Consider the following 21,539-nt stretch of genomic DNA (forward strand, 5'->3'; position numbering starts at 1 on the left):
CCCTGGTTACACCGCGAAACGAGGGGGTATTTTGCTTCTTATTCTGCCGCCAAATCCTGCGCACAAGCCCACGCACTGGACCACGCCCACTGGAAGTTATATCCCCCCAGCCAGCCGGTAACATCCATCACTTCACCGATAAAATACAAGCCCGGCACTTTGCGCGCTTCCATCGTCCGTGAAGAGAGTTCGTTGGTGTCCACGCCGCCGAGCGTCACCTCCGCGGTGCGATAGCCTTCGGTGCCGTTGGGTTGTACGCGCCAGTCGGTCAATGTGCTTATCAGTGCCTGTTGGTCACGCACGTTGAGCTGTTTTAGCGAGAGATCCGGAATTTGCCCGAGTTGTTGTAACCGTTCAACCAACCGTTTCGGCAGATGAACTGCCAACGTGTTTTTCAGGCTCTGATTCGGATGCGCGTTACGCTGTTCATTAAGAAAGGCTTCCAGGTCGACATCAGGTAGCAGGTTGATGCTGACAAATTCCCCCGGTTGCCAGTAGCTGGAAATCTGCAATACCGCAGGGCCAGACAAGCCGCGGTGGGTGAAGAGTAAGTTCTCGCGGAATACGGTGCCGTTTTCAGCGGTGATCACTGAAGGCACCGCCACGCCCGCCAGCACCTGTAACTCCTCCAGCAACGGTTTATGCAGGGTGAATGGCACCAGGCCTGCGCGGGTTGGCAACACGTTCAGCCCGAATTGTTCGGCAATCTTATAACCAAATGGTGACGCGCCAAGGCCAGGCATCGAGAGGCCACCCGTCGCGATGACCAGTTTATCGCAACCTACGGTCATGCCGTTCAGTTCAAGCGTGAATCCCGCGTCATCCTTCGCCACGCTCAACACTTCGCTACGTAATCTGAAGGTCACATTGCCCTTCTCGCACTCATCCACCAGCATGTCGACAATCTGCTGCGCAGAGTCATCACAGAAGAGTTGCCCTAACGTTTTCTCGTGCCAGGCGATGCCGTGTTTATTGACCAGATCAATGAAATCCCACTGGGTAAAACGCGCGAGCGCAGACTTACAAAAATGCGGATTCTGGCTCAGATAGGCACCAGGTTCGACATAAAGGTTGGTAAAATTGCAGCGCCCACCGCCAGACATGAGGATTTTGCGCCCTGGTTTTTTACCATTATCGATCAGCAGAACCCGGCGTCCTGCCTGACCTGCCAGCGCAGAACAGAACATACCCGCCGCACCAGCGCCTATAATAATGGCATCAAACCTTTCCACGTTGCGCTCCTCTTAGAAAAAATGGGCGTGAATTGTAAAGATTCCTCAGTGGCCGCACCAGCATCAATATTACTTAGGGGAAGTATTTACCTGAATTATATAAGATAATTATTTTTTGAGTGAAATTCATACAGGAGGCAAATCAAAAAAATCTATATTTCACTTTGCCCGCGCCGCGAAAGTCACTGATAATGCGCCGCGTTCATGTCCTCAAAATGGCGTAACGTCCTATGCTACATTTGTTTGCTGGCCTGGATTTGCATACCGGGCTGTTATTATTGCTTGCACTGGCTTTTGTGCTGTTCTACGAAGCCATCAATGGTTTCCATGACACAGCCAACGCCGTGGCAACTGTCATCTATACCCGCGCGATGCGTTCTCAGCTCGCTGTGGTTATGGCGGCAGTGTTCAACTTCCTGGGTGTTTTGCTGGGTGGTCTTAGTGTTGCCTATGCCATTGTGCATATGCTGCCGACAGATCTGCTGCTTAATATGGGGTCGTCCCATGGTCTTGCCATGGTGTTCTCTATGTTGCTGGCAGCGATTATCTGGAACCTGGGTACCTGGTACTTTGGTTTACCTGCATCCAGCTCCCATACGCTGATTGGCGCGATCATTGGTATTGGTTTAACCAATGCGTTGATGACTGGTACGTCAGTGGTGGATGCACTCAATATCCCGAAAGTATTAAGTATTTTCGCATCTCTGATCGTTTCCCCTATTGTCGGCCTGGTGTTTGCCGGCGGTCTGATTTTCTTGCTGCGTCGCTACTGGAGTGGCACCAAGAAACGCGCCCGTATCCACCTGACCCCAGCGGAGCGTGAAAAGAAAGACGGCAAGAAAAAGCCGCCGTTCTGGACGCGTATCGCGCTGATCCTTTCCGCTGTCGGCGTGGCGTTTTCTCACGGCGCGAACGATGGTCAGAAAGGCATTGGTCTGGTTATGTTGGTGCTGATTGGCGTCGCACCAGCGGGCTTCGTGGTGAATATGAATGCCACTGGCTACGAAATCACCCGTACCCGTGATGCCATCAACAATGTGGAAGCTTACTTTGAGCAGCACCCTGCACTGCTGAAACAGGCGACCGGTGATGATAAGTTAGTGCCGGCTCCGGAAGCAGGCGCAACACAACCTGCGGAGTTCCACTGCCATCCGTCAAATACCATTAACGCGCTCAATCGCCTGAAAGGCATGTTGACTGCTGACGTGGAAAGCTACGACAAGCTGTCGCTTGACCAACGTAGCCAGATGCGCCGCATTATGCTGTGCGTTTCTGACACCATCGACAAAGTGGTGAAAATGCCTGGCGTAAATGCTGACGATCAGCGTCTGTTGAAGAAACTGAAGTCCGATATGCTAAGTACTATCGAGTATGCTCCGGTATGGATCATCATGGCGGTCGCGCTGGCGTTAGGTATCGGTACGATGATTGGCTGGCGTCGTGTGGCGACCACTATCGGTGAGAAAATCGGTAAGAAAGGCATGACCTACGCTCAGGGGATGTCTGCTCAGATGACGGCAGCAGTGTCTATCGGCCTGGCGAGTTATACCGGGATGCCCGTTTCCACCACTCACGTACTCTCCTCTTCCGTAGCGGGGACGATGGTGGTTGACGGCGGCGGCTTACAGCGTAAAACCGTGACCAGCATTCTGATGGCCTGGGTATTTACCCTCCCGGCTGCAGTTCTGCTCTCCGGCGGGCTGTACTGGATCTCCTTGCAGTTCCTGTAATCGCACGTACAAAAAAAAGCGGGTCAGTTTTCTGGCCCGCTTTTTTTATGCGTTATTGCTGTGGTACTTAATGCCAAATCATCAACGCAATCAGGCTTACCACCACCAGGCCACACAATGCGCTGGTCAGAATAAACTGACGGCGCAGGCGCTCGCAGCGACGGATGAACTCATCATCGTGATGATCGCGATAACGTTGGGCATAGATATACCAAACGAGACGCACCTGTTTGTTGGGTTGGCCATGTGAGGTAAAAAAGCCCCCTCCATCAACATATTGATAGAGCAATGGATCGCAATTACGCAGTACTACTAACAACGCGCGTAGTGATGAGAAATAGCGCGCCATGTTAACAATGCAAACGACACATAAAGCCCAAAATAATGCGACGGTGCTTATCATACCCCCTCCCCGGCGACCTGCCCGCGGAGTTCCCCTCCGGGGCTACCGCTCCCGATACGCTGCCAATCAGTTAACACCAGGTCCTGGAGAAACCGCTTTTGTGGTGACCAACATCCGAGCGGCTCTATAGATAGTGTAGGAGATCAGGTTGTTTTTTTTCCATAAGGTTAACCACTATCAATATATTCATGTAGAAAATTTGATTATCTGATTGGTAAGCAAGGCGGATTGACGGATCATCCAGGTCGCTATAAGGTAAGGATGGTCTTTTCACTGAATCTTTACGGCTGGGTTAGCCCCGCGCACGTAGTTCGCAGGACGCGGGTGACGTAACGGCACAAGAAACGCTAGCTGGCCAGTCATCGACAACTTTATGGAAGGAGTAACACTATGGCTTATAAACACATTCTCATCGCGGTCGATCTCTCCCCGGAAAGCAAAGTTCTGGTAGAGAAAGCAGTCTCTATGGCTCGCCCCTACAATGCGAAAGTTTCTCTGATCCACGTAGATGTAAACTACTCTGACCTATACACCGGACTTATTGATGTAAATCTGGGTGACATGCAGAAACGCATTTCCGAAGAGACTCACCATGCATTAACCGAACTCTCCACCAACGCAGGATACCCAATCACTGAAACCCTGAGCGGCAGCGGCGATTTGGGTCAGGTTCTGGTTGATGCGATCAAGAAATACGACATGGACCTGGTTGTCTGTGGTCACCACCAGGACTTCTGGAGCAAACTGATGTCTTCCGCGCGTCAGCTGATCAACACCGTTCACGTTGATATGCTGATTGTTCCGCTGCGCGACGAAGAAGAATAATCATCTCCCCCACTTGCTCCTGAACGCCCGCTTATGCGGGCGTTCTGCTTTTTGTGTTGTACCCGAATGCGACGTGCGGATACAAACACGAGAGCGCTCAATCAGGCCTGTGTTCATCTGCGCTCAGAAACTTCAACTACGCATCGAATAATTCAAATTTACACTCCAATAAAACAGCATTTAACGCCATCATATTTCAAACCATCAGCATTATTAGCTGGTTATTTTTTGATGTGATAGTGCATTAATGCATTCATTACATCAATATTAAGAATTTTAGACATGTGTAAACTCTTTCGCGCGCAATCACTTACGCGTTCATACTTTTCATGATGGTATTGAAAGGCTAAAAATTATGAATACAACAACCCCCACGGGAATGCTGCAACAACCTCGCCCATTCTTCATGATCTTTTTTGTCGAGCTATGGGAGCGATTCGGTTACTACGGCGTGCAAGGCGTCCTGGCCGTTTTCTTCGTTAAACAGCTCGGTTTCTCACAAGAGCAGGCTTTTGTCACCTTTGGTGCCTTTGCTGCGCTGGTCTATGGCCTTATCTCGATCGGTGGTTATGTTGGCGACCATCTGTTAGGGACTAAACGCACCATTGTCCTTGGGGCAATTGTTCTGGCGATAGGCTACTTCATGACTGGGATGTCGCTACTCAAGCCTGACCTGATCTTCATCGCGCTGGGAACCATCGCCGTCGGCAACGGCCTGTTTAAAGCCAACCCGGCAAGCCTGCTTTCGAAATGCTATCCACCGAAAGATCCACGTCTCGACGGTGCTTTCACCCTGTTCTATATGTCGATCAATATCGGCTCTCTGATTGCGCTGTCGCTAGCACCGGTTATCGCTGACCGATTTGGCTATTCCGTCACCTATAACTTATGCGGGGCAGGTTTGATTGTCGCGCTACTGGTCTACATCGCCTGTCGCGGGATGGTGCAAGATATTGGTTCAGAGCCAGACTTCCGGCCGCTGAACTTCGGCAAACTGTTGTACGTGCTGATGGGCAGCGTGGTGATGATCTTCGTCTGCGCATGGCTGATGCACAACGTGGAAGTTGCCAATCTGGTACTGATTGCTCTCTCTATTGTCGTGACCATTATCTTCTTCCGTCAGGCATTCAAGCTGGATAAAACCGGGCGCAATAAGATGTTTGTCGCCTTTGTGCTGATGCTTGAAGCTGTGGTGTTTTACATCCTCTACGCCCAGATGCCAACGTCGCTGAACTTCTTTGCCATCAACAACGTGCATCATGAAATTCTCGGTTTTTCCATCAACCCGGTGAGCTTCCAGGCGCTTAACCCGTTCTGGGTGGTGCTCGCCAGCCCAGTACTGGCAGGTATTTACACGCATCTGGGGAATAAAGGTAAAGACCTCTCCATGCCGATGAAATTTACCCTTGGTATGTTTATGTGCTCGCTGGGCTTTTTAACAGCCGCCGCTGCGGGAATGTGGTTTGCGGATGCCCAGGGGCTGACATCGCCGTGGTTTATCGTGCTGGTTTACTTATTTCAGAGCTTAGGTGAACTGTTTATTAGCGCCCTGGGCCTGGCAATGATTGCCGCTCTGGTGCCACAACATTTGATGGGCTTTATTCTCGGGATGTGGTTCCTGACGCAGGCCGCCGCATTCTTGCTGGGCGGCTATGTGGCAACATTTACTGCGGTGCCGGACAACATTACCGATCCACTTGAGACGCTGCCTGTTTACACCAACGTGTTTGGTAAGATTGGTCTGGTCACGCTGGCCGTTGCTGTAGTGATGTTGTTGATGGTGCCGTGGCTGAAACGGATGATTGAGACGCCGGAAAGCCATTAATTATTCTTGCAGAAAACAGGGTAGCGATAACGCTACCCTGCTTTACTTTTACACCGGCGTTCCGGCATAAATATCAAACCGATGCCCTTTGGTGACAACCGCGTTTGGCGTAGCAACATTCGCCAGCGGTGGCGCGTAGTCCGGGCGCTTTACCACCACGCGTTTGGTCGCCAGCAGCCGCGCAGGCTCCAGCAACCCATCGGCGTCGAGGTCCGGCCCCACCAGCGACTGAAACACGCGCATCTCTTTCTTCACCAGCGCGCTTTTCTGCTTATGCGGGAACATCGGGTCGAGATAGACCACCTGCGGGCGTGGGGTAATATCGGTCAGCGCCGTCAGGCTGGAAGCGTGAATCAACTGCAAACGCTCCTGCAACCAGCCGCCGATTTCCGCATCCGCATAACCACGCGCCAGGCCGTCGTCGAGCAATGCGGCAACCACCGGATTACGCTCCAGCATCCGCACGCGGCAGCCGACCGACGCCAGCACAAAGGCATCGCGCCCCAGTCCTGCGGTAGCGTCTACTACGTCCGGCAGATAATCACCTTTAATGCCTACCGCTTTCGCCACTGCCTCACCGCGTCCGCCGCCGAATTTGCGTCGGTGCGCCATCGCTCCGCCAACAAAATCAACGAAAATGCCGCCAAGTTTCGGCTCATCGCGCTTGCGCAGTTCCAGATGCGCTGTAGTTAACACCAGCGCCATCAGGTTGTCTTCATCATGCTCCAGCCCCCAGCGGGCCGCCAGAACAGATAAGGCGCCGTCTCCGGCGCCTGTTTCATCAATTAAGCAGATTTTCACTGAATGATCAGCCCTTAATGCCGTAATGCTCCAGCATCGCATCCAGTTGCGGTTCACGACCACGGAAGCGTTTGAACAGCTCCATCGGCTCTTCTGAACCACCACGGCTCAGAATGTTGTCGAGGAACGACTGCCCGGTATCACGGTTGAAAATGCCTTCTTCTTCGAAGCGTGAGAATGCATCCGCCGCCAGCACGTCGGCCCACAGGTAACTGTAGTAACCTGCCGCATAACCACCGGCAAAAATGTGGCTGAAAGCATGCGGGAAACGGCCCCAGGACGGAGACGGCACCACGGCAACCAGTTTCTTGATTTCTGCCAGGGTTTCGAGGATTTTAGCCCCCTGATCCGGGCGGAATTCTGCATGAAGGCGGAAATCGAACAGACCGAACTCCAGCTGACGCAGAATAAACAGCGCCGCCTGGTAGTTTTTCGCCGCCAGCATTTTATCCAGCAGCTCTTTCGGCAGCGGTTCACCGGTTTCGTAGTGACCAGAGATAAACGCCAGCGCCTCCGGCTCCCAGCACCAGTTTTCCATAAACTGGCTCGGCAGTTCGACCGCATCCCACGGCACCCCGCTGATACCAGATACACCAGCGGTTTCAATGCGGGTCAGCATATGGTGCAGGCCGTGACCGAACTCATGGAACAGAGTGATCACTTCGTCGTGGGTAAACAGCGCTGGTTTACCATTCACCGGGCGGTTGAAGTTACAGGTCAGATACGCAACCGGTTTTTGCAGCGAACCGTCGGCTTTGCGCATCTGGCCTACGCAGTCATCCATCCACGCCCCGCCGCGCTTGTTCTCACGGGCGTACAGGTCGAGGTAGAAGCTGCCACGCAGTTCGTTGTTTTCGTCATAAAGCTCGAAGAAACGGACATCCGGATGCCAGACATCAACATCTTTACGTTCTTTGGCTGTGATGCCGTAAATACGTTTCACCACTTCAAACAGGCCGTTAACCGCTTTGTTTTCCGGGAAGTACGGACGCAGTTGTTCGTCGCTGATGCTGTAGAGATGCTGTTTCTGTTTTTCGCTGTAGTACGCGATATCCCACGGTTGCAGCTCATCGACGCCAAATTCGGCTTTGGCGAAGGCGCGCAGCTGTGCCAGCTCTTTTTCGCCTTGCGGACGCGCACGTTTGGCCAGATCGGTTAAGAAATCAAGTACCTGCTGCGGGTTCTCCGCCATTTTGGTGGCGAGTGATTTAAACGCGTAGTTTTCAAAGCCCAGCAGTTGCGCCAATTCGTGACGCAAGGTGAGGATCTCTTCCATCACCTTGCTGTTATCCCACTTACCGGCATTCGGACCTTGATCTGAAGCGCGTGTGCTGTAAGCACGGTACATCTCTTCACGTAGAGCCTGGTTATCGCAGTAGGTCATCACCGGCAGGTAGCTTGGGATATCCAGCGTCAGCAGATAGCCTTCCAGTTCTTTCGCTTCGGCCTGGGCTTTTGCCGCAGCCAGTGCGCTTTCTGGCATCCCCGCCAGTTCCGCTTCGTCGGTAACAAGTTTGGTCCAGCCCATCGTCGCATCAAGGACGTTGTTGCTGTACTGGTTGCCCAGCTCGGAAAGACGAGTAGCAATTTCGCCGTAGCGCTGCTGTTTCTCTTTCGGCAGACCAATGCCAGACAGTTCAAAATCACGCAGTGCGTTATCAACCGCTTTCTTCTGCGCCGTGTTCAGCGTGGCGTAGTAATCACCATCACGCAGATCGCGGTATGCTTTGTACAGCCCTTCGTGTTGCCCTACCCAGGTGCTGTATTCTGACAACAGCGGCAGGGTTTGTTCGTACGCTTCGCGCAGCTCCGGGCTATTTTTCACCGAGTTCAGGTGGCTGACCGGGGAGAAAATTCGCCCCAGCACATCGTCCACTTCTGCCAGCGGCTGGCAGAGATTTTCCCAGGTGTACGGTGCACCCTGTGCGACTACGCGCTCCACATTTTCGCGGCAGTCATTCAGCGCCTTAGTAACGGCAGGAACCACATGTTCCGGGAGGATTTTAGAAAAAGGCGGGAGTTCAAAGGGAGTCAGTAACGGATTCGTCATTAGCGCAGTCCTGGTTAAAGAGGTTAAGGAAGCGCTCAACAGGCGCTTTACATAATGTTTGTAGCATGGGGTTAAGTGTAGTGAATTTCAATGAGAAACGTTACGCTTTCGCGGCGACAGCCTCTTTTCGGTATACTGTCCTGATATGCTTTTGTGCGCCCCGAATACGGGCCGATTTTTACTTACCGGAACACCTTTACCCATGCTCAGTTATCGCCACAGCTTTCACGCTGGCAACCACGCCGACGTCCTTAAACATACCGTTCAGAGCCTGATCATCGAGTCGCTGAAAGAGAAGGATAAACCGTTTCTCTATCTCGATACCCACGCGGGTGCCGGGCGTTATCAGTTAAGCAGCGAACACGCCGAGCGCACTGGCGAATATCTCGAAGGTATCGCCCGTATCTGGCAGCAGGACGATTTGCCCGCAGAACTGGAGCCATATATCAATGTGGTAAAACACTTCAACCGTAGCGGACAGTTGCGTTACTACCCTGGCTCGCCGTTGATTGCCCGTCAGTTACTGCGTGAACAAGATAGCCTGCAACTGACCGAGCTACACCCGAGCGATTATCCGTTGCTGCGTTCTGAATTTCAGAAAGACAATCGCGCGCGCGTAGAAAAAGCCGACGGTTTCCAGCAGCTTAAGGCCAAACTGCCGCCAGTTTCCCGCCGTGGTTTAATCCTTATCGACCCGCCGTATGAAATGAAAACAGATTATCAGGCGGTGGTCAGCGGGATAGCAGAAGGCTACAAACGTTTCGCCACCGGCACTTACGCACTGTGGTATCCGGTGGTACTGCGTCAGCAAATTAAGCGCATGATCCACGACCTGGAAGCGACGGGTATTCGCAAAATTCTGCAAATTGAACTGGCGGTACTGCCAGACAGCGATCGCCGTGGCATGACCGCTTCCGGCATGATTGTGATTAACCCGCCGTGGAAGCTGGAACAACAGATGAATAACGTGCTGCCGTGGCTGCACAGCAAACTGGTTCCGGCAGGCACCGGGCATGCCACCGTAAGCTGGATCGTGCCAGAGTAATTGCAGCCATCGCTGGCACCTATTACTTCTCGCGCTACAATCGCGGTAATCAACGATAAGGACAATATGTCATGACAAAACACTATGATTACATCGCCATCGGCGGCGGCAGCGGCGGTATCGCCTCCATCAACCGCGCGGCTATGTACGGCCAGAAATGCGCGCTGATTGAAGCCAAAGAGCTGGGCGGCACCTGCGTGAACGTCGGCTGCGTACCTAAAAAAGTGATGTGGCACGCGGCGCAAATCCGTGAAGCGATCCACATGTACGGCCCGGATTATGGCTTTGATACCACCATCAACAAATTCAACTGGGAAACGTTGATCGCCAGCCGTACCGCCTATATCGACCGTATTCATACCTCCTATGAAAACGTACTCGGTAAAAATAACGTTGATGTAATCAAGGGCTTTGCCCGCTTCGTTGATGCCAAAACGCTGGAAGTTAACGGTGAAACTATCACGGCCGACCATATTCTGATCGCCACCGGCGGTCGTCCGAGCCACCCGGATATTCCGGGCGTGGAATACGGCATTGATTCCGATGGTTTCTTCGCTCTCCCAGCGTTGCCAGAGCGCGTGGCGGTTGTTGGTGCGGGTTACATCGCCGTTGAACTGGCGGGCGTGATTAACGGCCTCGGCGCGAAGACGCATCTGTTTGTGCGTAAACACGCGCCGCTGCGCAGCTTCGACCCGATGATCACTGAAACACTGGTCGAAGTGATGAACGCCGAAGGCCCGCAGTTGCATACCAACGCCATTCCGAAAGCGGTAGTAAAAAATGCCGATGGCAGCCTGACGCTGGAGCTGGAAGATGGTCGCAGTGAAACGGTGGATTGCCTGATTTGGGCGATTGGTCGTGAGCCTGCCAATGACAACATCAACCTCGAAGCAGCTGGCGTGAAAACCAACGAAAAAGGCTATATCGTCGTCGATAAATATCAAAATACCAACGTTGAAGGTATTTACGCGGTGGGCGATAACACGGGGGCAGTGGAACTGACGCCAGTCGCAGTTGCAGCGGGTCGTCGTCTCTCTGAACGCCTGTTTAATAACAAGCCGGATGAGCATCTGGATTACAGCAACATTCCGACCGTGGTCTTCAGCCATCCGCCGATTGGTACTGTTGGTTTAACGGAACCGCAGGCGCGCGAGCAGTACGGCGACGACCAGGTGAAAGTGTATAAATCCTCTTTCACCGCCATGTATACCGCCGTCACCACACACCGCCAACCGTGCCGCATGAAACTGGTATGCGTTGGACCGGAAGAGAAGATTGTCGGTATTCATGGCATTGGTTTTGGTATGGATGAAATGTTGCAGGGCTTCGCGGTGGCGCTGAAGATGGGCGCAACCAAGAAAGACTTCGACAATACCGTCGCCATTCACCCAACGGCGGCAGAAGAGTTCGTTACCATGCGTTAAATGTTAAAGGGCTAAGAGTAGTGTGCTCTTAGCCCTTAGCTACGTTTCCGCTATCAGTTCAAAAGCTGAAGCAGGAAGCGGATCAGTTCCAGCAGCGCAATTAACGCCCCAAGAACGATGATTGCTTTATCAATCACCCGTTTTCTCCATGCGATGGAGTGAGAATGCATCCGCTTACTCATCCATTGCCTGTCACGGCGCATGTCCCATTGTTAGATGACGACTATCTCACTCCGGCCAGAGCATCAGTTAACGGCACCACCCGTACTTCTGACCAGGACTTTGAAAGCGTTTATGCGCATTACCAGAGTGAAAATGCCTCAGAGCTAACTGGATAATCATACAGTACGTGTAGGTGATAAAACCAGCACGTCCTTGCAATAGTTTCAGTATGGTATTAGCATTGATGCGTTAGATGATGGCTATCTCACTCCAGCCAGAGCTACCAACTCAGGGCTGAAAAGTAAAAAACCGACGACAAGTCGGTTTTTTTACGTCCTGATTCGGACAAGGCTTAATACGGCGATGACCCGGTGAAAGTATATAAATCGTCTTTCACTGCGATATATACCGAAGAGCCCCCTCCGCCAGCTGAAGAAATCGCTAACGCTTGCAATGTTAGCCACTGGCTAATAGTATTGAGCTGTTAGATGATGGCATTCTCACTCCGGCCAGAGCCACCAACTCGGGGCTGGAAAGTAAAAAACCGACGCAAAGTCGGTTTTTTTACGTCCTGATTCGGGTCATTTTTTCAAATGAATACCCAACGCTTAATTCACATCTATTATCTTCCTCTGCACTTACGCATTCGTTAAACCATATATGTTTTTGACTTATCCGCTTCAAAGATAGACACTACCTGCAACAATCAGGAGCGCAATATGTCATTTCTGCTACCCATCCAACTCTTCAAAATTCTTGCCGATGAAACGCGTCTGGGCATCGTTTTACTGCTCAGTGAGATGGGTGAGTTATGCGTCTGTGATCTCTGTACAGCCCTGAATCAGTCGCAGCCCAAGATCTCGCGCCACCTGGCATTGCTGCGTGAAAGCGGGTTATTGCTGGATCGCAAGCAAGGTAAGTGGGTTCATTACCGCTTATCACCGCATATTCCTTCCTGGGCGGCGAAAATTATTGAGCAGGCCTGGCGATGTGAACAGGAAAAAGTTCAGGCTATTGTCCGTAATCTGGCCCGACAAAATTGTTCCGCAGACAGTAAGAACATTTGCAGTTAAAAAATTTATCTAAACACATATGGATTATCGAATGTGTTTTATCAGGGAGGCATTATGTTACTGGCAGGCGCTATATTTGTCCTGACCATCGTATTGGTTATCTGGCAACCGAAAGGTTTAGGCATCGGCTGGAGTGCGACATTAGGCGCAGTACTGGCGTTAGTTACGGGAGTGGTCCATCCACACGATATTCCAGTGGTATGGAATATTGTCTGGAACGCGACTGCCGCATTTATTGCCGTTATTATTATTAGTCTGCTGCTGGATGAGTCCGGCTTTTTTGAATGGGCGGCGCTGCACGTTTCACGCTGGGGCAATGGACGCGGTCGCTTGCTGTTTACCTGGATTGTCCTGCTCGGTGCCGCCGTTGCCGCCCTGTTTGCCAATGATGGTGCGGCGCTTATTTTGACGCCGATTGTCATCGCCATGCTGCTGGCTTTAGGGTTCAGTAAAGGCACTACGCTTGCGTTCGTGATGGCTGCCGGATTCATTGCCGATACCGCCAGCCTGCCACTTATTGTCTCCAACCTGGTGAATATCGTTTCGGCAGATTTCTTTGGCCTCGGTTTTCGCGAATATGCCTCGGTGATGGTGCCTGTTGATATCGCCGCGATTGTTGCCACTCTGGTGATGTTACATCTCTATTTTCGCAAAGACATTCCGCAAAACTACGATATGGCGCGGCTGAAACCTCCCGCAGAAGCGATTAAAGATCCCGCTACCTTCAAAACTGGCTGGGTTGTTTTACTGCTTCTGCTGGTGGGATTTTTCGTCCTTGAACCACTCGGTATTCCGGTGAGCGCCATTGCAGCGGTAGGTGCGCTGATTTTGTTTGTGGTCGCTAAACGCGGTCATGCGATTAATACGGGTAAGGTGCTACGCGGTGCGCCCTGGCAGATTGTCATCTTCTCGCTCGGCATGTATCTGGTGGTTTATGGCCTGCGCAATGCCGGACTTACGGAATCTCTTTCTGGCGTACTCAACGTGCTGGCAAATCACGGCCTGTGGGCCGCGACGCTCGGTACTGGATTCCTCACCGCTTTCCTCTCTTCTATTATGAACAATATGCCAACGGTACTGGTTGGCGCATTGTCCATTGATGGCAGCACGGCATCTGGCGTTATCAAAGAAGCGATGATTTACGCCAACGTGATTGGCTGCGATTTGGGGCCAAAAATTACACCGATTGGTAGCCTGGCGACGCTGCTCTGGCTGCATGTACTTTCGCAGAAGAATATGACAATCAGCTGGGGATATTACTTCCGTACAGGGATTATCATGACCCTGCCTGTGCTGTTTGTAACGCTGGCCGCGCTGGCGCTACGCCTCTCTTTCACTTTGCAATGAGATACTGAAATGAGCAACATTACCATTTATCACAACCCGGCCTGCGGCACGTCGCGTAACACGCTGGAGATGATCCGTAACAGTGGTACAGAGCCGACCATTATCCATTATCTGGAAACACCACCGACGCGTGATGAGCTGGTAAAACTCATTGCCGATATGGGGATTTCCGTTCGTGCGCTGCTACGTAAGAACGTTGAACCTTATGAAGCGCTAAACCTTGAAGATGATGATTTAACTGACGCTCAGTTAATCGACTTTATGCTGCAACATCCCATCCTCATTAACCGCCCGATTGTTGTGACGCCTCTGGGTACGCGATTGTGCCGCCCTTCAGAAGTCGTGCTGGAAATTCTGCCAGATGCGCAAAAAAGCGCGTTCACCAAGGAAGATGGCGAGAAAGTGGTTGATGAGGCAGGTAAGCGCCTGAAATGACTAAAGGGGGATATACCCCCTTATTTGTTCTCCGCGGCTCCTTCGCCATCTGTTTTGCTGTTTACACAGCACTCCTCGCGTAAGAATTCAATTATCGCTTCCAGCATTGCGTATTGCGAAACACACATCAGCGTCCGGCTCTCACGGTTTTGCTTAACCAGCCCTACGGATACCAGTGCGGAAATGTGGTGACTGAGTGTCGAGCCAGGGATCCCAAGCTGCTTTTGCAAATCACCGACAGGTAAACCTTGTTCCCCGGCTTTGACAAGATGTTTAAATATGAACAAACGGGTCGGGTGACCTAGCTCTTTCAGCGCTTTAGCAACTTCTTCCAACTGCATGTGACCCCCTCTGTCTGGTTGACATTTCGATAATACCAGAAATATCTTGATCTGAATTTTATTTCGATTATTCTGGAAATATAGTTTTATCCAATGAGGTTACATATGAGTAGTTGGCTTGCGATGCTGCAAGATGCCGCAGAGATGTTTGTGTTTCTCGCCGTCGAGCTTTCTTTACTGTTTATAGTGATTAGTGCCGGTGTCAGTCTGATAAGACAAAAGGTGCCTGACCATAAAATCCAGCAGATGATGGGGGCAAGAAAAGGGAAAGGCTACCTTCTGGCAGCTCTATTAGGGGCCGTTACCCCTTTCTGTAGTTGCTCGACAATACCCATGTTACGTGGATTGTTATCGGCAAAAGCCGGGTTTGGTCCGACCCTCACTTTTTTATTTGTCTCACCGCTACTTAATCCCATTATCGTCGGGCTAATGTGGATGACCTTTGGCTGGAAAGTCACATTGTTGTACGCAATTATCGCTGCCGGTGTCTCAGTCCTCGCCAGCATTGTCCTGGATTCTCTGGGATTTGAACGCCATATCGTTGCCAATAAAAGCTCATCAGCAAGTTGTTGTACTCCGTCCAAAGCTTCGACAACACCTGCGCCAAAGGCAACATATACGCCGATCAAAGTGAGTTGCTGTAGTTCAGCCGCAAACCCCATCATTAACATACAGACAATACGAAACGAGCAGAACGTATCAGGGTGCTGCCCTGCTAACCCCATTGAGAAATCCACAGTAAACTGTTGCAGTGCCGAAGCTGAGGTAAGTATTAATCCCATAAAATTAGCTATGAATGATGCATTGCAGCAGTTTAAAGACGTACTGCCCTATCTTTTGTTAGGCGTTTTAATAGGCGCTTTTATTTATGGTTTTATCCCTTCAGAATGGATTGCCACTCATGCAGGAGCAGATAATCCCTTCGCCATTCCGCTAAGTGCAATTGTCGGTATTCCGCTGTATATCAGGGCTGAGGCAATGATACCGCTTGCATCCGTTCTGATGACGAAAGGAATGGGTCTGGGAGCATTAATGGCCCTGATTATCGGTAGTGCCGGAGCAAGCCTGACAGAAGTAATATTGCTTAAATCAATGTTCAGAATGCCGATGATAATCGCATTTTTGACGGTTATTTTAAGTATGGCTATCTTGATGGGTTATTTGACTCAAGTGCTGTTTTAAAAAAGTCTAATATAATGTTATAGATAGAATTGTTAGTTCCTAATCAATCTAAGTAGAAAATCATGGATTCAACATCAATTAAAAATCACAATAATCTTAATTAACGAATTGACTAAAAAATTGATAGTCCCATCAACAAGAAAAGGACAATCGTGCTTCTCTGACTTCTTGTCAGAGAAGCAATATATCTTTCTAACTGTTTTGCTCATTTTTAAAGAAGAGACTTTAATAACTAATACAACACGATTTCAAATAATTTAAACATGCATCCAGGGTCTGATGTAAAAGACACTAAACATAGATTGAAAATCGATATTCTAAGTGGTGAAAAAGCATACAAATTTTTTATCTGAATGTGTTATCATCGCGTTGAAGATTAACACTCTATAGTCATCAAATGAATAATATAATTTTTGTGATTTTAAAATAAATAGATTGTGTTCTATACCACACATAATAATATCACTCCCCAATATTTCCCGCATTGAACTAAATGCAAGCCATATAAATATCAGACAGTTTTTCACTACTATCAGGCATATCACTTAAGAATCAGATGAAAACCATAAATAAATATCTATTATGGTTTTAACATTTGTTGATAAGGATAGTAACATGAACAAGTCAAAAGGTGCTCTCATCGTCAGCCTTGCATTATTGCTTGCCGCGTGTAGTTCTATTCCACAAAATATCAAAGGTAACAACCAGCCTGATATTCAGAAAAGTTTTGTTGCTGTACATAACCAACCCAATTTATACGTTGGTCAGCAGGCTCGTTTTGGCGGTAAAGTGCTTAACGTCATTAATGGTAAAACAGATACACTGTTAGAAATCGCAGTATTACCGCTGGATAGCTATGCAAAACCGGATATTGAAGCAAATTATCAGGGCCGGCTTCTTGCCAGACAAAGTGGTTTCCTTGACCCAGTAAACTACCGTAACCACTATGTCACCATCCTCGGAACCATTCAGGGCGAACAACCTGGCTTTATCAATAAAGTCCCATATAACTTCGTTGAAGTGAATATGCAGGGAATTCAGGTGTGGCATTTACGAGAAGTGGTGAACACCACCTACAACCTGTGGGATTACGGCTACGGCGCATTCTGGCCAGAACCCGGCTGGGGCGGAACACCTTACTATACCGATGCGGTTAGCCAGGTAACGCCAGAACTGGTCAAATAACATTACTTGAAGATGCGGATATTGATGAAGTATCTGCATCTTCGAACACATCCAATTAATGCACAGCAAGCTAATTAGTATAATTATAAGCACTGTCCTGTTAATTACTTTTGGCAGCCTGATTATAAAGTTAATGTCCGCAACAGGAGTCGGTTATGTTTCTTATAATTACTAGGGATATGATGTTCTTCACCGCGATGAAAAGCATCCTGAATAAAGGTAATGTCGTCCATATACAGACCGAAGAAGAAATCGACTTAACGTTGCACCAAAATTCCTTAGTCATTATTGATACATTAATGAATAATGTATTTCATTCAACATTGCTCAATAAAATTAAACGATTGAATCCCGTTCATGTAATCATTTTCTCACCGTTTAATATAAAACGTTGTCTGGGGAAAATACCGGTGACGTTTGTTCAGCGGGCCATCACGATCATCGACTTTATCGCGCTCATCAATGGCAGTTACTGCTCTGCGCCAGAAGCTGATGTTTCACTCTCATGCAAACAGCATCAGGTTCTTACCTGCATTGCCAATCAAATGACGACGGAAGATATTCTGGAACAACTAAAAATATCATTAAAAACGTTTTACTGTCATAAGCACAATATCATGATGATCCTCAACCTTAAGCGGATCAATGAACTGGTGCGCCATCAACATATTGATTATCTGGTCTGAGTTGTGAGCGGTACGGCAAACCAGGCTTCCCTGCCGCACACATTAACTTATCGAGACACCTTTCACGCCTGCCATTCCCTTCAATAACCGCAATAGATTTTCAATTGATGTCATAGCCCGAAGCTGAATATCAATAGCAACTACTTCATGATCTTCATTTTCTTGTAATGAGACTAAGTCAGCTTTGATTTTTTGCTGCTTAAACCAATCGAGCATCGACACCGTATGACCGTTCACCAACGTGAGCTGTAAATGGTAATTTTTATTCATCAAGCGGTAGGTTAATTGATGAAAAACTTCCAGCACCAGCAAAGCCATTACTGAACCATAGATACCCAGTTCATACATACCACTGCCAATCACCATGCCGATGGCTGCCGTTACCCAGATATCCGCTGCAGTGGTGAGGCCGACAATATTTTGATTACGAACGAGGATGTTACCCGCACCGATAAAACCGACGCCAGTGACAACCTGAGCGGCGATACGGCTGGGGTCCAGTCCGACATGATCCAGCGCCAGTACGTCAGCAAACCCATATTTCGACACAATCATAAACAGGGCGCTACCCATACCGATTAAGACATGTGTACGAAGCCCAGCCCCTTTGCCGCGCATTTGCCTTTCCATGCCAATAGCACCACAGGCAATAGCGGCCAGGATGAGACGAATAATAAATTCTGCAGTCATATAAAAATGCAAAAAGGAGCAGCAAGATGGCTCAACTTGCTACTCCTTTTTGCTTTATTCCTGTTAATTTGGCAGGACATTTGCCAATTTATCTTTAAAGGTATACAAATTTTTCTGCGGATTTTTCTTACAGTATTCAATCACTTTAGGGATCTGAGTCAGGTCAGTTTCATTTAAGGTTACAGTATCGCCACCTTTATAAACCGTTTCTTCATGCAGCATCCACCATGCAACAGGTGTCATCGCTTTCGGATTCAGGTCAATAAATTCCTGACAAGTCATATCTTTAGCCGATTCATTGGCAGCCAGTGCAGATTGCGCATTAACCAGTGATAGTGCCGCTACAGCGCCAACGAAAACAATGGCTTTACGTAGAGATGCAATATTCATTTTACAACCCATTCAATAAATAATTTATATATAAACAGGAGGATTACCTGCTTTAAAAGCAATATATTCCGGCCTGTTCAATATTTAAGGAAATACGATGTAACGCATTCCCGTAATTACATATCTTTCTTAATTTTGTCCCATTCGCCTTTAACTTTATCTTTAAAGCTGGCTTTTTTATCCTGAGTACAAGCCTGAACGATAGCCGGGGTTACGGTTGCAATACCCTGAACATCTAAAACCGCATCTTCTGGTTTATCTTTGTTATTCAGTGCTTCAGCAAAACCGACTGCAGTCGGCTGGAAGGATTCGTCCACAGCCAGGAAATCTTCACAGGTCCAGGTGTTGACAGGTTTTTTATTGTCAGCTGCTTTTTGTGCATCCGCTGCATTGCTCACAACAGGCAGGAGAAGCAGACCACCAAGAATTACACCTAATACTTTTTTCATCGCAATGTCCTCAACTATAAAGTGAAAGAGCCGTCACGCATCAATTTCGACATTGAGGTTATAACCTGGTTTTTGGGGTATGTCATGTTGAGATAAAATATCAAAATCAGATATTTTTATTTAAATACAACATGTTACATAGGTATCAGACGCATTAATTAGGAAATTTTTATTAAATCACATGCATTCCTGGATGCATTTTTGGCATAGATTGATAGTAGGGGTTTTTCTTCTTAAATTTATAGGGTGGTTCTATGTTGTATATAGATAAGGCAACAATTTTGAAATTTGATCTGGATATGCTTAAGAAGCATCGGAGAGCAATCCAGTTTATTGCTGTGCTACTGTTTATTGTCGGTTTGCTGTGTATAAGCTTTCCGTTTGTCTCTGGCGATATCCTTAGCACGGTCGTTGGTGCATTATTAATCTGCTCAGGCATTGCGCTTATTGTCGGTTTATTCAGCAACCGGAGTCATAATTTCTGGCCTGTATTATCCGGTTTCCTTGTCGCTGTCGCCTATTTATTGATCGGCTATTTCTTCATCCGCGCACCGGAACTGGGAATATTTGCTATTGCAGCGTTTATCGCTGGCTTGTTCTGTGTCGCTGGGGTTATTCGCTTGATGAGTTGGTATCGCCAGCGTTCAATGAAAGGCAGCTGGCTACAGCTAGTCATTGGTATCCTGGATATTGTCATCGCATGGTTATTCCTGGGTGCAACGCCAATGGTTTCTGTAACACTAGTTTCTACACTGGTGGGGATAGAACTAATATTCAGCGCTGCCAGCTTGTTTAGCTTCGCTAGTTTATTCGTTAAAAAATAATCAGTACCAGACCGTCGGCACAGTATTTTCCACACTGCCTCATAATCACTCATAGTGACTATGAGGCATATAACACTCCAGCTTCATATAGCCACCATGGCAAAACATAAACCATCTTTGAAATAATTATCGTGCGATTCATTAAACAACTCTCTGAAACCTTTGTGTTTTTGTTTATTCCACAGCAAATTAGCCATTTCAAACATTATCATGGCTGATATTTTCTGTAGTCAGGTTTAATGTTTAAAAGTGCTGTGGGAAAATGAAATCAAGATTCAGCAAGCATTGACTCAACGAGCGGGGAATTAATGTAGTTAATGTTAATTTTCTAAGAAATTTAAAAAGAAAGCTGGCAATCCAATTGCCAGCTTAAGTAGAAACAAGGAGACTCGATATTTAAATCGGATTACTTTTTTATTCTAGTTTTATTATTTAGAAATCACAAACTTTAAATTGATAACTTATTCTTGGTAAAAAAATGGAAGATGTTAATTTCATGTTAGCACCAACAAATTTATAACAACCAGGAATGTTACCTAGGATCAATATATGGAGTGTGTGATGGATAATTTTCAAGTTTTGATTAGTGTTAATAGACGTATTAGTTCACGAAGGGCAACGTTCTTATAGGCGTTTACTATATTGAACAACGAATTCGGACATGGATGTAAATAATGAAAAGGATGACATGTTCGAAACAATAACGGCTAAGGAGCAAGTTATGATTTTTCTCATGACGAAGGATTCTTTTCTTTTACAGGGCTTTTTGCAGTTGAAAGATAATCACGAAATGATAAAAATCAATTCCCTGTCAGAGATCAAAAGCATAGGCAACAAACCATTCAAGGTGATCATTGATACCTATCATAATCATATCCTTGATGAAGAAGCGATTAAGTTTCTTGAGAAATTAGATGCCGAAAGAATCATTGTTCTGGCACCTTACCACATCAGTAAACTTAAAAGTCAGTCGCCTATCTTTTTTATCAGCCGTAAAGAAAGCATTAAAAATCTGATTGATATTACTTATGGAAAACACTTACCCCATAAGAATTCTCAATTATGTTTCTCGCATAATCAATTCAAAATTATGCAATTAATCCTGAAAAATAAAAATGAAAGTAATATCACGTCAACGCTGAAAATTTCGCAGCAGACATTAAAGATCCAGAAATTCAATATTATGTACAAGCTGAAACTTAGACGTATGAGCGACATCGTGACTCTGGGGATCTCTTCTTATTTTTAAGAAGGAGTTGATGTGGCCCGGCAATAAGTGCCTGAAATTGACGGCTGGCATGACGAGGGATGCAAATGCTGACTCCATTACTCCCGGTGATAACCAAAGGAGAAGCGAAAACGAACTTATTCCCCTGGTTTATGTATCCACCAGTAGAAACCTTCGTTGCCCGGATGCAGACAGAGACTGTCGGCAGAACG

Annotated in this window: 23 protein-coding genes; 14 read left to right on the plus strand and 9 right to left on the minus strand. The window is 48.0% G+C overall.

Translation table 11 applies throughout. From position 1 onward, the window contains the following. Window positions 1–38: 38 nt before the first annotated feature. Window positions 39–1,232: a BaiN/RdsA family NAD(P)/FAD-dependent oxidoreductase gene (locus H9644_RS15105; RefSeq protein WP_191775179.1), complete on the minus strand. Its 1,194-nt coding sequence runs from the start codon at window positions 1,230–1,232 to the stop codon at window positions 39–41. 230 nt (window positions 1,233–1,462) lie between these two features. Here H9644_RS15105 and pitA point away from each other — a divergent pair, with 230 nt between their 5' ends. Then, a complete protein-coding gene (gene pitA, locus H9644_RS15110; protein WP_064527748.1) occupies window positions 1,463–2,962 on the plus strand; it encodes an inorganic phosphate transporter PitA in 1,500 nt (499 codons plus the stop codon). Between the two features lie 67 nt (window positions 2,963–3,029). On the opposite strand, the gene uspB is transcribed toward pitA, so the two are convergent. Next, the gene (gene uspB / locus H9644_RS15115; protein ID WP_064527750.1) at window positions 3,030–3,365 is read right to left on the minus strand and encodes a universal stress protein UspB; all 336 of its coding nucleotides are present in this window, start codon (window positions 3,363–3,365) and stop codon (window positions 3,030–3,032) included. Between the two features lie 390 nt (window positions 3,366–3,755). On the opposite strand from uspB, the gene uspA reads away from it, so the two are divergent. Both uspA and dtpB read left to right on the plus strand, forming a co-directional pair. Continuing rightward, complete coding sequence (gene uspA / locus H9644_RS15120) at window positions 3,756–4,190, plus strand: universal stress protein UspA (protein WP_000323571.1); 435 nt, start codon at window positions 3,756–3,758, stop codon at window positions 4,188–4,190. A gap of 355 nt (window positions 4,191–4,545) precedes the next feature. Beyond that, window positions 4,546–6,015 carry a dipeptide/tripeptide permease DtpB gene (gene dtpB / locus H9644_RS15125; RefSeq protein WP_191775181.1) on the plus strand — a complete coding sequence of 490 codons (1,470 nt, stop codon included), beginning with the start codon at window positions 4,546–4,548 and terminating at the stop codon, window positions 6,013–6,015. 48 nt (window positions 6,016–6,063) lie between these two features. On the opposite strand, the gene rsmJ is transcribed toward dtpB, so the two are convergent. Then, window positions 6,064–6,816, minus strand: coding sequence for a 16S rRNA (guanine(1516)-N(2))-methyltransferase RsmJ (gene rsmJ / locus H9644_RS15130; RefSeq protein WP_064527753.1), 753 nt, complete (start codon window positions 6,814–6,816; stop codon window positions 6,064–6,066). 7 nt (window positions 6,817–6,823) lie between these two features. Further along, the gene (gene prlC / locus H9644_RS15135; RefSeq protein ID WP_021550035.1) at window positions 6,824–8,866 is read right to left on the minus strand and encodes an oligopeptidase A; all 2,043 of its coding nucleotides are present in this window, start codon (window positions 8,864–8,866) and stop codon (window positions 6,824–6,826) included. Between the two features lie 202 nt (window positions 8,867–9,068). On the opposite strand from prlC, the gene rlmJ reads away from it, so the two are divergent. After that, entirely contained in the window at window positions 9,069–9,911 is an 843-nt protein-coding gene (gene rlmJ, locus H9644_RS15140) for a 23S rRNA (adenine(2030)-N(6))-methyltransferase (protein ID WP_105289337.1), read from the plus strand. Window positions 9,912–9,982: 71 nt separating this feature from the next. After that, the gene (gene gorA / locus H9644_RS15145) at window positions 9,983–11,335 is read left to right on the plus strand and encodes a glutathione-disulfide reductase (RefSeq protein WP_000160819.1); all 1,353 of its coding nucleotides are present in this window, start codon (window positions 9,983–9,985) and stop codon (window positions 11,333–11,335) included. Window positions 11,336–11,388: 53 nt separating this feature from the next. Here gorA and dinQ read toward each other — a convergent pair whose 3' ends face one another. Next, entirely contained in the window at window positions 11,389–11,472 is an 84-nt protein-coding gene (gene dinQ / locus H9644_RS15150) for a damage-inducible type I toxin DinQ (RefSeq protein ID WP_001295215.1), read from the minus strand. A gap of 27 nt (window positions 11,473–11,499) precedes the next feature. On the opposite strand from dinQ, the gene H9644_RS15155 reads away from it, so the two are divergent. The 4 genes from H9644_RS15155 (at window position 11,500) to arsC (ending at window position 14,352) form a co-directional block, all read left to right on the plus strand. Beyond that, window positions 11,500–11,673 carry a hypothetical protein gene (locus H9644_RS15155; protein WP_157945703.1) on the plus strand — a complete coding sequence of 58 codons (174 nt, stop codon included), beginning with the start codon at window positions 11,500–11,502 and terminating at the stop codon, window positions 11,671–11,673. Window positions 11,674–12,216: 543 nt separating this feature from the next. Then, a complete protein-coding gene (arsR, locus tag H9644_RS15160) occupies window positions 12,217–12,570 on the plus strand; it encodes an As(III)-sensing metalloregulatory transcriptional repressor ArsR (RefSeq protein WP_064527761.1) in 354 nt (117 codons plus the stop codon). Between the two features lie 54 nt (window positions 12,571–12,624). Further along, entirely contained in the window at window positions 12,625–13,917 is a 1,293-nt protein-coding gene (arsB, locus tag H9644_RS15165) for an arsenite/antimonite:H(+) antiporter ArsB (protein WP_191775183.1), read from the plus strand. A 9-nt stretch (window positions 13,918–13,926) separates the two neighbouring features. Next, the gene (gene arsC, locus H9644_RS15170; protein ID WP_105289334.1) at window positions 13,927–14,352 is read left to right on the plus strand and encodes a glutaredoxin-dependent arsenate reductase; all 426 of its coding nucleotides are present in this window, start codon (window positions 13,927–13,929) and stop codon (window positions 14,350–14,352) included. Between the two features lie 20 nt (window positions 14,353–14,372). On the opposite strand, the gene H9644_RS15175 is transcribed toward arsC, so the two are convergent. After that, window positions 14,373–14,693: an ArsR/SmtB family transcription factor gene (locus H9644_RS15175; protein ID WP_064527767.1), complete on the minus strand. Its 321-nt coding sequence runs from the start codon at window positions 14,691–14,693 to the stop codon at window positions 14,373–14,375. 105 nt (window positions 14,694–14,798) lie between these two features. Between H9644_RS15175 and H9644_RS15180 the strand changes: the two genes are divergently transcribed. The 3 genes from H9644_RS15180 (at window position 14,799) to H9644_RS15190 (ending at window position 17,746) form a co-directional block, all read left to right on the plus strand. Next, a complete protein-coding gene (locus H9644_RS15180; RefSeq protein ID WP_191775185.1) occupies window positions 14,799–15,875 on the plus strand; it encodes a permease in 1,077 nt (358 codons plus the stop codon). A gap of 615 nt (window positions 15,876–16,490) precedes the next feature. Beyond that, complete coding sequence (locus tag H9644_RS15185; protein ID WP_105289332.1) at window positions 16,491–17,060, plus strand: Slp family lipoprotein; 570 nt, start codon at window positions 16,491–16,493, stop codon at window positions 17,058–17,060. 155 nt (window positions 17,061–17,215) lie between these two features. Further along, window positions 17,216–17,746 carry a helix-turn-helix transcriptional regulator gene (locus H9644_RS15190; protein WP_105289331.1) on the plus strand — a complete coding sequence of 177 codons (531 nt, stop codon included), beginning with the start codon at window positions 17,216–17,218 and terminating at the stop codon, window positions 17,744–17,746. A gap of 42 nt (window positions 17,747–17,788) precedes the next feature. On the opposite strand, the gene H9644_RS15195 is transcribed toward H9644_RS15190, so the two are convergent. The 3 genes from H9644_RS15195 to hdeA form a co-directional block, all read right to left on the minus strand. Beyond that, window positions 17,789–18,436 carry an MgtC/SapB family protein gene (locus tag H9644_RS15195; protein ID WP_105289378.1) on the minus strand — a complete coding sequence of 216 codons (648 nt, stop codon included), beginning with the start codon at window positions 18,434–18,436 and terminating at the stop codon, window positions 17,789–17,791. A gap of 63 nt (window positions 18,437–18,499) precedes the next feature. Continuing rightward, window positions 18,500–18,826, minus strand: a complete 327-nt coding sequence (hdeB, locus tag H9644_RS15200) for an acid-activated periplasmic chaperone HdeB (RefSeq protein ID WP_016158878.1) — start codon at window positions 18,824–18,826, stop codon at window positions 18,500–18,502. 116 nt (window positions 18,827–18,942) lie between these two features. Continuing rightward, a complete protein-coding gene (gene hdeA / locus H9644_RS15205; RefSeq protein WP_064527774.1) occupies window positions 18,943–19,275 on the minus strand; it encodes an acid-activated periplasmic chaperone HdeA in 333 nt (110 codons plus the stop codon). A 254-nt stretch (window positions 19,276–19,529) separates the two neighbouring features. On the opposite strand from hdeA, the gene hdeD reads away from it, so the two are divergent. Both hdeD and gadE read left to right on the plus strand, forming a co-directional pair. After that, window positions 19,530–20,099, plus strand: coding sequence for an acid-resistance protein HdeD (gene hdeD, locus H9644_RS15210; RefSeq protein ID WP_064527776.1), 570 nt, complete (start codon window positions 19,530–19,532; stop codon window positions 20,097–20,099). A 721-nt stretch (window positions 20,100–20,820) separates the two neighbouring features. Next, window positions 20,821–21,348: an acid resistance transcriptional activator GadE gene (gene gadE / locus H9644_RS15215; protein ID WP_064527778.1), complete on the plus strand. Its 528-nt coding sequence runs from the start codon at window positions 20,821–20,823 to the stop codon at window positions 21,346–21,348. Window positions 21,349–21,539: the final 191 nt, after the last annotated feature.

It is taken from the genome of Escherichia whittamii (genome assembly GCF_014836715.1).
GTDB lineage: Bacteria > Pseudomonadota > Gammaproteobacteria > Enterobacterales > Enterobacteriaceae > Escherichia > Escherichia whittamii.

Excerpts from the sequence above, each read along its gene's own strand:
- pitA (WP_064527748.1), top strand. The coding sequence starts at position 1,463 with ATGCTACATTTGTTTGCTGGCCTGGATTTGCATACCGGGCTGTTATTA.
- uspB (WP_064527750.1), bottom strand. The coding sequence starts at position 3,365 with ATGATAAGCACCGTCGCATTATTTTGGGCTTTATGTGTCGTTTGCATT.
- uspA (WP_000323571.1), top strand. The coding sequence starts at position 3,756 with ATGGCTTATAAACACATTCTCATCGCGGTCGATCTCTCCCCGGAAAGC.
- dtpB (WP_191775181.1), top strand. The coding sequence starts at position 4,546 with ATGAATACAACAACCCCCACGGGAATGCTGCAACAACCTCGCCCATTC.
- prlC (WP_021550035.1), bottom strand. The coding sequence starts at position 8,866 with ATGACGAATCCGTTACTGACTCCCTTTGAACTCCCGCCTTTTTCTAAA.
- rlmJ (WP_105289337.1), top strand. The coding sequence starts at position 9,069 with ATGCTCAGTTATCGCCACAGCTTTCACGCTGGCAACCACGCCGACGTC.
- gorA (WP_000160819.1), top strand. The coding sequence starts at position 9,983 with ATGACAAAACACTATGATTACATCGCCATCGGCGGCGGCAGCGGCGGT.
- H9644_RS15155 (WP_157945703.1), top strand. The coding sequence starts at position 11,500 with ATGCATCCGCTTACTCATCCATTGCCTGTCACGGCGCATGTCCCATTG.
- arsR (WP_064527761.1), top strand. The coding sequence starts at position 12,217 with ATGTCATTTCTGCTACCCATCCAACTCTTCAAAATTCTTGCCGATGAA.
- arsB (WP_191775183.1), top strand. The coding sequence starts at position 12,625 with ATGTTACTGGCAGGCGCTATATTTGTCCTGACCATCGTATTGGTTATC.
- arsC (WP_105289334.1), top strand. The coding sequence starts at position 13,927 with ATGAGCAACATTACCATTTATCACAACCCGGCCTGCGGCACGTCGCGT.
- H9644_RS15175 (WP_064527767.1), bottom strand. The coding sequence starts at position 14,693 with ATGCAGTTGGAAGAAGTTGCTAAAGCGCTGAAAGAGCTAGGTCACCCG.
- H9644_RS15180 (WP_191775185.1), top strand. The coding sequence starts at position 14,799 with ATGAGTAGTTGGCTTGCGATGCTGCAAGATGCCGCAGAGATGTTTGTG.
- H9644_RS15185 (WP_105289332.1), top strand. The coding sequence starts at position 16,491 with ATGAACAAGTCAAAAGGTGCTCTCATCGTCAGCCTTGCATTATTGCTT.
- H9644_RS15190 (WP_105289331.1), top strand. The coding sequence starts at position 17,216 with ATGTTTCTTATAATTACTAGGGATATGATGTTCTTCACCGCGATGAAA.
- H9644_RS15195 (WP_105289378.1), bottom strand. The coding sequence starts at position 18,436 with ATGACTGCAGAATTTATTATTCGTCTCATCCTGGCCGCTATTGCCTGT.
- hdeB (WP_016158878.1), bottom strand. The coding sequence starts at position 18,826 with ATGAATATTGCATCTCTACGTAAAGCCATTGTTTTCGTTGGCGCTGTA.
- hdeA (WP_064527774.1), bottom strand. The coding sequence starts at position 19,275 with ATGAAAAAAGTATTAGGTGTAATTCTTGGTGGTCTGCTTCTCCTGCCT.
- hdeD (WP_064527776.1), top strand. The coding sequence starts at position 19,530 with ATGTTGTATATAGATAAGGCAACAATTTTGAAATTTGATCTGGATATG.
- gadE (WP_064527778.1), top strand. The coding sequence starts at position 20,821 with ATGATTTTTCTCATGACGAAGGATTCTTTTCTTTTACAGGGCTTTTTG.